Origin of the sequence: Sphingobium sp., assembly GCF_035511395.1 — a bacterium.
Lineage (GTDB): Bacteria > Pseudomonadota > Alphaproteobacteria > Sphingomonadales > Sphingomonadaceae > Sphingobium.
Genome location: NZ_DATKFP010000372.1, coordinates 1 through 7024 on the forward strand (window position 1 = coordinate 1; position 7024 = coordinate 7024).

The following is a 7024-nucleotide window of genomic DNA, read 5'->3' on the forward strand; positions in this document are numbered from 1 at the left end:
GTTCGATCTCGTCTATTTCGACCAAGATCGCGGTCGCCAAGGGCGTCTTCACCGGCATGAAGGCCGCGTATACCGCCTTCAAGGCCGGCGCGACCGCAAGCCAGGCGGCGAGTGCCGGCGCCAATGCGATCATCGTCGGCATCGATCCCACATCGATCGCGATCAGCCTGGCCGTCAATTTCATGATCGAGGTGTTGCTACAGGGCTGCGACGAACAGGATATGGACGTGGGCATGTTGCGCGGTTCGGGCATGTGCCATGAGGTCGGCAGCTATTGTTCGTCGAGCATCCTGGGCATCTGCGTGCAGAAGGCCCGCGGCCATTGCTGCTTCAACACCAAGCTTGGCCGTATCATCCAGGAGCAGGGTCGGACCCAGTTGAAGGCGTTCAGCGCGATTGGCTGGGGTACACCCAAAGAACCCTATTGCCGGGGCTTCACGCCTGAAGAGTTTCAAGCGCTCGATTTCTCGCGAATGGACCTCTCCGAATATTATGCGGACATCGAGGCGCGCGCCCAATCGGAAATCCAGATCGAGATGAAGGACAAGATCGATGCCCATATGCAGACGATCAGCAACTAGGCGCGCCCTGCTTCCGGCAGGTCTTGCGCTCGGCTTGGTGTGGGGCACGGCGAGCGAAGCGCAGGCCTTAGCCGATCAGCCCCGCAGCGACGATGCTCGGGCCCGGATTCAGGACGAGGGCAAGGCAGCGCTTGAGCGCTTGAAGCGCGCCGCCGGTAAGGCCAAGTCCTCCACGTCGCCTTCGCCCGTCCTGCCGGCTAAACCGAACGCCACATCGCAGCGCCGCGCTTTTGATGGGCTCGCCCGGCACAAGAGCGATCCCACCATGGTGAAACGTGTGGAGGCTGATGTCGCGGCCGCACGCGAAGCGTTGGCCACGGAACGGCAAGCCGCTAGTCGGCGAATCGCACAAGCATTGGGGTTGGAGCAACCCGAGGAGACGGCACTATCCGGGGTCATATCCGCCAACGGTGGGAAGCACTGGGTCCCGGTCCTGTTCGTGTCATCCTCCATGCCGGTCGAGACGCTACGAACCTACGCGGGACAGCTCGAGCGCGCTGGGGGTGTCATGGCCTTTCGCGGCATGCCGGGCGGAATGCGACAGGTCGCGCCGATGGCGAAATTGTCGGCTGCGATTCTGCGTATCGATCCGGGCTGTGAAGGTCCGGCCTGCGCCATGCGGGACGTGCAGTTGATCGTCGATCCACTGGTATTCCGACAGCATGGCATCAGCCGAGTGCCCGCGCTGGCGATGATCCCGGGCGATCCCACGCTTCCCTATTGCGAGCGCGATGAGGCCAGTCCGCGCGCGGCGCATCTCGTTCTTGGCGATGCCGCCCTGTCCGGGCTTCTCGAGGAATATGGCCGCCTCGGCAGGAAGGAGGAGGTGCGAGATGCTCTTGCTCAGCTGGCGGGCCGGTGAGCGTGCCTGGCGCGAACTCAGGGATCTGCCGCTCCGGGCGGCCGTGGCGCTGGGCGCGAGCGGTCTTGGCCAACCGGCGCGGCCTGCGCAGCTCTTCAAGGCTTATGGCATCGTGCTCCCTATCGGCCTGCTCGCCTGGTGGGCGATGCCGCAGATGACCCTGGTCATGACGCCGTCGGTCGACGCCTGGGTCGTGCACCGCTCTCCTGGCCCGGTCCGTCACGGTGACCTCGTCTCGTTCATTCTGTCCGATCCGCTTGCCGGTCCACAGCCGGCCAATGTCACCAAATATGCGCTATGCATGCCGGGCGACCGGATCGTCATGGTTGAAAAGCCCGCCACTCTGGGCGGGGGCCGGAATGGCTGGTATTATTGCAACGGCAGGCTGATGGGCGTCAGCAAGCCTGCGGCGCGCAGCGGCAAGATGCTCACACACTGGCGGCCGGAAAGTCCGCGCATTCCAGATGGAATGATCTTCGTCGGCTCCAGCCATCCCGACGGATATGACAGCCGCTATTATGGCCCGGTCGCTATCGAGCGGCTCACCCGCATGGAGAAGCTGCTGTGAAGCGCGTTCTCGCTTTGGGTGCCTTCCTCCTCAGTGGCGTTGCGTGCGCGCAAACCACGCCTTCAACCACAGGCGATCGCGGGACGCGCGGCTATTGGTGGTACGAGACGCCCAGACCCGACACCGCGGAAAAGGCGCAGGATGAAGCCGTCCCGAAGCCCGTCATACCGCCGATGGTGGAGCTGGCCAAATGGTCGCCGCCCCGGATCGCGAAGCTGATCGAACAGCAGCGCGACTACGCCGCGACCGTCCTTACGATCGATGCGGTCGCGGATTTCTGGCGACTGCAGGACTTCGCCCGGCGCAAGGCTCGCGCCTTTGCCGGCGTCACCCAGCTTGCCATGCTCACCTATCCGCAGCTCAATGCCCGCGCCGCCAATCCGATGGTCGGTGAGGCCCGCGATGCGCTCGGCGCGCACAAGGATCAGGTCCGCCGCCAATATCTGCGCGCGCACGCCGGGGAATTTGCGCTGGTCATGTTCGCACGGGACTCCTGCGGCTACTGCAAGGTGCAATGGCCGATCGTCCAGCGGTTCCAGGAGGATATGGGCTGGCAGGTCAGCCTCATGGATCTCGACCGCAAACCGGAACTCAGCCAGCGCTTCGGGGTCGAGGTGACGCCGACAACCATGGTCATTCGCCGGAACAGCGCCCAGCGCATGGTGATCGCCGCAGGCGTCGAGACCTACCCCAATCTCGCGCAGATGGCCTATCAGGCAGTGAGGCTGCTGAGCGGTGATATCCGGCCCGAGCAGTGGCTGACGGGGGCGGGCGAGGAAGACGGATTCTTCGATGCGCTTGCCAACGGACCGGTCGCCTCGACCGATCCGCGCGTGATCGGCGGAGACCTCATCGACGCCCGGGAGCCCAGGCCGTGACGCGCCTGGGGCGAGCCCCGTTCGCCACGGCCATGCTAATGGCGGCATGGGTGCTGACGCCAGCAATGGCCGCTGCGCAGCAGACAGGTCGGGATCTTGCCAGGCGGGCCGCCATCCATCCGGTATCGATAGCTGCCGACATGCGCCTCTGGCTCTCGCGCGTGCCGGTGACGCGCAACTTTCCTGCCGATTTCGAGACCATGCTGCGTAGCCAGGCATCGCTTTATATCGTCGAGATGAGCACATCGCCCGGCTGCACGCCCTGCGGCGATCTATGGTCGAAGCTGCTCGTTTTCCGCGCGGATTATGGCTGGCAGGTGCGGACCATCGGCGCCCAGGAGGCGATGTTACGCTCGGGACGCCTCGGCCTCCCCTGGGTTGGAAACCCGGTCGCATGGGTACGGCCACTTGCCGACCCGAACCGCATGGTACCGATCGCGATCGGCACCGATCATGAACCGAATATCGCGCGCAACGCCTGGCTTGCTACCAGGATGCTGACCGGGGCCCGGGCCGCGGTGGGCGTGCGCGCCATGTCGAAATTCACCGGGATCGTCGGCGTGAGGGCGCCGACCTCCTCCAACCCGAAGGGACGCTGATCATGGCGGGGCGGCGTCACTGGTCCTCTTTCACCAGGAAGCCAGCCATGGGATACTATCCACGTCGCCTGACCCTCGCGCTCTCCATCATCGTCGCTTCATGCGGTCAGGCGGCCCCTGCCTATGCGCAAAGCTGGGCCGAAAGCTGGTTCGATAATGTCACCTACACCTCGCCCGGCAGCTTCGAGGATCAGACCCGCGGCTATGTGACCGCGGGCGGAATGTCGGGCCGGGTCGACGTCCATGACGACTATCTCATGACCCTGACCCTTCCCAAGGTGAAGGCGGGCTGTGGCGGCATCGACATGTTTCTTGGGGGCATGTCGTTCCTCGACCCCGACTATCTCGTCCAGAAACTGGAGACGATCCTGCAGGCCGCCCCGGCCGTTGCCTTTCAGTATCTGCTCGAAACGCTCGACGAGAAAATGGGCAACATCATTTCGAAGATGGAAGCGGCGACCAATTTCCTGAACTCGATCCAGGTGAACGACTGCCGGCTCGCCAATCGCATGGTCCAGATTGCCAAAGGCGACGACAATATGTCGGGGATCGTCGAGGAAATGACCGGCTACAAGTCGATCCGCGAAGGCTATGCCAATAGCTGGCAGCAGAGCCGCGAAAAGATCCAGGCGAACAAGGGCAATCCAACCGAGGATCTGAAGGACGCGCTCGCCAATTGCCCGGCCGAGGTCATGGACATCTTCAAGACCGGCTCGCTGCTCGCCCATGCCGCCGCGCGGGTTGGCGCATCCGACTGGGCTAGCGTGATGCGCGCCCGCGTCGGCGATGTCTATATGCGCTGGGATGACAACGATAAGGTGCCGCTTTTCTCGGCGATCCCTGCCTGCCCGCGCCAGGATACCGAAAGCGCCGATGATTTCCTGACCGGGCGCGTGCCGACGCGGGCGCTCAACATTCCCGCGACCGCGTCGGATTGCTCGGTGAACGGCGCCGGGCGCGGCGCACTGGTGCTGGCGCGCGCGAGGATGGAATCGGTGGCCGCCAAGATCCGTACCCGGTCCGCCCTCACCACCGAAGAGAAGCAGTTCGTCGCCAATGTGCGGACCCTGCCGGTCTATCGCCTGCTCGAATGGGGCGTACGGCAGGGCCTCACCGACAGCGTGATCGCTGACACCGATGAACTGGTCGCCCTCACCCTCGCCTATCAGATGCTCAATGATCTGACCCGCTCGATCGACTTCGCGCTGCAGAACGCAGAGCGCGGCGTGACGACGGCAGGTGCAGCCGATGCCGAGAACACGAACATCTGCCAGACCCGCATCCTGACCAAGGGTATCGAGCAGTTGCGCGAACTGCGGGACGAGGTGCTGCGCCAGCGCGCGCAAATGCGTCAGTCCTACATGGCCGCCATGAACCAGGCGAACCTGTCGGCGAGCTACGCCGGCGTCGTTCGCCAGCGTGACCGCGATGCCCGCGATGCCGCGGGCGCCAACGCCAATCGCAACCGGTGAGACGAGCCATGCGTAACCTTATCCGCTCCCTCCTCGTCCTTCTTGGGTGCCTGACTGCCACGCCCGCGCTGGCCATCGACGCCAGCTATCACACATGGGACGGCTTTTCCGAAACGGTCGATGCTTTCCACCTCGTCGCGATGATCTTCGGCGATCCGCGCTATGAGACGCTGGTCTTGATTGTCGCGGTCGTCGGCATTGGCCTCGGCGCTGTCATCGCCAGCATCAAGGGCTCCGGCATGGGCCTTGTCGCCTTCGGCTTCCAGATGCTGGTCGGCATCGGCCTTTTCGCGGGGATGATCGCCACGACAGGCACCGTCCATATCTATGACAGGGTGCGCAACGCCTATCAGCCAGTGGGCGATGTCCCCAATCTGATCGTGCTGGTCGCGGGCGTCACCAACCTCATGGAACGCGCACTTGCCGAGACCATCGACGACAACACCACCGATCCTAATGCCAAGCTGGAGTTCGGCGCCGGGGGTCATGCGTTCGATCTGTTCCTGAATGCCGTCAGTCCACGCAGCCCGATCGTGGACACTTTCCTCGACGCGACGGTGAAGGACTATGTGCGCCAATGCTATCCGGTCGCCCGCGTCTCGCCCGCCTATGGCGTCGACGATGATCAGCTTTTCCGGACCTCGACCGACCTGCCCGCCTCCTTTGCCGCGATGGCCGGCCCGGCAACTTTCTCGACCGTCTACACCGCCAGCGACAAGGCGGGAACGACGATGAGCTGCGAAGCGGCCTGGGGCTATATCGCAGACCGTCTGTCCGACAGTACATTGTTCGATGCTTATAGCGACCAGGTCTGCGCCCGGACCGGATTCGATCTGACCCAGGCGGGCCAGCGCGATCGCTGTCGCCAGCAGATCGATGGGCTGGGTGACATGATGCTTGGCCAGTCGATGAGCCGGCAGAAGTTCATCACCAACATCCTGCTCGGCCAGACCGTCGGTGACGTGCTGTTCGAGGATTCACCGGCGGCGACCGCGCGGGTGATGGCGAACCGGGCCATCGAATCCAATGGGCTTGCCACGCTCTCGACCGCCAACGAGTGGATGCCGACCATCCGGGCCTCGGTCTTTGCGATCATGCTCATGATGATGCCGATTGCGCTGCTGTTCATCCTGACGCCCATCAACCTGCGGGTCGCGAGCTTCGCGCTGGGGCTGTTTGTGTTCGTCGCGCTGTGGGGCGTGATCGATGCCGGTATCTATCAGCTCACCCTCGGGCGGGCGATGGACGTGCTCGCCGAACTGCGCGCGACCAACGTCGCGGCCGACAGCTGGATCCTCGCGCCCTCGGCGGCGATGAAGGCGCTGGCCATCTTCGGCTCGTTCCGGACCGCCGCGGCTGGACTGGCCGGTGCGTTCGTGTTCACGGTATTCCGTTTCTCGGGTAACATGTTCACCGCCTTCACTTCGGGCATGCTGGGTGTCCAGGGTCAGGGCAGCATGGCCGCGGCGACGGTGGGAACCAGCGAGGGCTATGCCTCGGCGCTGGAAACGCAGGCTTCGGCGGGTGGGACGATGGCGCGGCGCTCGACATCGTCCGGGTTCGGCGATTTCGGCGAACGCAGCAGCTTTGGGCTGGACCGTGCCTTCGCAAACGCCGGATCGGTGCTGGGCGAACATGGCGGCGGTGCGCCGGGAACAGCGGCGTATGGACTTGGCCGGACCGATGCCGCGCGGGAACTGGGCGGTCTCTCTCCAGCCCTTGTCGGGCGGAATCTGAGCGATCCTGGCACGGCCAGCGCGATCCGCAGCAATGCGGCGACCTCGGCCGTCCACAATTTTGCGCAAGGGGACGCGCTGCGCAAGCTCGGCACGAGCTACTTCGGCGAAGGCCAGGGCGGCGAACGCGCTTTTGCCGCCTTCGCGCAAAATATGGTGCAGTGGAAGGCGTTCGGCGACCAGCGCGCCTATGAGATGATGCAGTCGGGGGCGCAGCGGCATTTTGAGCGCAGCGGCTATGACGCGAAGGACGCTGCGCTCAAGGCGTCGACCGTGATCGCCCAGGCGGGTGCCGACCCGACCTTTGCGAAAATCACCGCCAACGCCT

At 64.4% G+C, this 7024-nt stretch carries 7 protein-coding genes; all 7 read left to right on the forward strand.

Translation table 11 applies throughout. The features are described from left to right. The coding region (gene traN, locus VMR39_RS25545; protein WP_325420520.1) for a conjugal transfer protein TraN at positions 1–581 on the forward strand (581 nt) is incomplete at its 5' end. Then, positions 553–1443, forward strand: coding sequence for a type-F conjugative transfer system pilin assembly protein TrbC (locus tag VMR39_RS25550; protein ID WP_325420522.1), 891 nt, complete (start codon positions 553–555; stop codon positions 1441–1443). The genes traN and VMR39_RS25550, both read left to right, overlap by 29 nt. Further along, the gene (locus VMR39_RS25555) at positions 1415–2011 is read left to right on the forward strand and encodes a S26 family signal peptidase (RefSeq protein ID WP_325420524.1); all 597 of its coding nucleotides are present in this window, start codon (positions 1415–1417) and stop codon (positions 2009–2011) included. Before VMR39_RS25550 ends, VMR39_RS25555 begins: the two co-directional genes overlap by 29 nt. Next, on the forward strand, positions 2008–2889 hold the full coding sequence (locus tag VMR39_RS25560; protein ID WP_325420526.1) for a conjugal transfer protein TraF: 882 nt from the start codon (positions 2008–2010) through the stop codon (positions 2887–2889). The genes VMR39_RS25555 and VMR39_RS25560 overlap by 4 nt, the downstream gene beginning before the upstream one ends. A gap of 38 nt (positions 2890–2927) precedes the next feature. Further along, positions 2928–3488, forward strand: coding sequence for a hypothetical protein (locus VMR39_RS25565; RefSeq protein WP_325420533.1), 561 nt, complete (start codon positions 2928–2930; stop codon positions 3486–3488). A gap of 47 nt (positions 3489–3535) precedes the next feature. Next, complete coding sequence (locus VMR39_RS25570) at positions 3536–4960, forward strand: conjugal transfer protein TraH (RefSeq protein WP_325420529.1); 1425 nt, start codon at positions 3536–3538, stop codon at positions 4958–4960. Between the two features lie 8 nt (positions 4961–4968). Next, positions 4969–7024: conjugal transfer protein TraG N-terminal domain-containing protein (locus VMR39_RS25575; RefSeq protein WP_325420531.1), on the forward strand; the 2056-nt coding region annotated here is incomplete at its 3' end.